This window comes from Roseovarius sp. D22-M7 (assembly GCF_037083785.1).
Taxonomy (GTDB): Bacteria; Pseudomonadota; Alphaproteobacteria; order Rhodobacterales; family Rhodobacteraceae; genus Roseovarius.
Map to the genome: position 1 here is coordinate 1 of NZ_JBAPKY010000176.1, position 1,155 is coordinate 1,155.

Genomic DNA, 1,155 nt, shown 5'->3' on the forward strand with positions numbered 1-1,155 from the left:
AGCCCGATCAGCGACCAGATCTTGCGCTTGGCATAGGGCCCCTCGAGCACCGTGTATTCGGCATCGAGGTATACCGCGCCGGTGGAGGCCCGCTTTGCATAGCCGCCGGTCCAGCCCTGCGCGGGATCGTCGAACCCGCCCGGACGGATGGTCATGCGCACCTTGGCCAGCGTGCCCTTGGGGATGACATTGGCATTCGATTGCGCGTCGTTGAAATCGTTCCAGAGAGACATGGGGGTCGTCCTTTCAGTTGGAGGGATTGGAGTTAGAGGTTGCCTGCGCCTTGGGCGGCGCCGGAAGCTCGGGGGCGTGGTAGGTCAGCCGGCGTTCTTCTGGCACGAGCGGGCCGCGGATCTTGTCCATCAGCCGACCCAGATGGGGCGCCTCGAGCATCTCGAGCCGACCGGAGCGGTCCTTGGCCGGATAGCCCCAGGGGTTCAGCGTCTGGCAGACAAAGCCGCGCTGCAGGGTGCCATCCTCGGCCTTGAACTCGGCCATGGTGATGACCTGGTCGACGATCCCCGGCAGCTCGAGCCCGGTCTTGGAGCCGTCGATCTGCGGCTGGAACACCGGGCGATTGAAGTCGTCGAGCTTCCGGTCGAGGATGCCTATGAGCCAGACATTCTTGGCCCGCGTGTGCTGCAGATGCGTGAGCCACGCGATCATCTCGCGGCCGTGCAGGCCATACGCGCCGCGCACATCGGGCTTGCCGGTCTTTTCCGAATGGGCCTCGGGTTGGCCCTTGCACCAGCCAAAGCACAGCCGCCCCGCCACGGTGATCGAGTCGATGAACACCGTGGCGTACTTTTCCAGCACGGCCGGATCGCCGAACTTGGCGCAAACCGCGTCAAAATGCGCCTGGCTGTAGGGCTGGTCGGCGCGCAGCGCCGGATTGGGCCCGCCGATGAACACCGCGAAATCCCGGCATTCCGCCCATGTCCGCAGGCGGATCACATCCACGCCCAACCCTTCGATGGCCAGATCCCCGGCCTCGAGATCGAAGAACAGCGTGGTCGAGTTGTTCAGCGTCCAGAGCAGGCTGGTCTTGCCGATCCCCGAGGGGCCGAAGATCACGCCCTTGATGCCGCGGGTTTCCGCCAGCCGCTGGTCGGCGGTGATGATGGGAAGCGCGCCGGTCATGACAGCACCTCCGTC

The 1,155-nt window shown here is 65.4% G+C and carries 1 protein-coding gene and 1 pseudogene; both read right to left on the minus strand.

Features of this window, described 5'->3' with window-relative positions:
* A pseudogene (locus tag V8324_RS21955) lies at positions 1 to 233 on the minus strand (hypothetical protein); the annotation flags it as partial.
* Between the two features lie 13 nt (positions 234 to 246).
* Positions 247 to 1,140: an ATP-binding protein gene (locus V8324_RS21960; protein ID WP_336422007.1), complete on the minus strand. Its 894-nt coding sequence runs from the start codon at positions 1,138 to 1,140 to the stop codon at positions 247 to 249.
* Between the last annotated feature and the right edge of the window lie 15 nt (positions 1,141 to 1,155).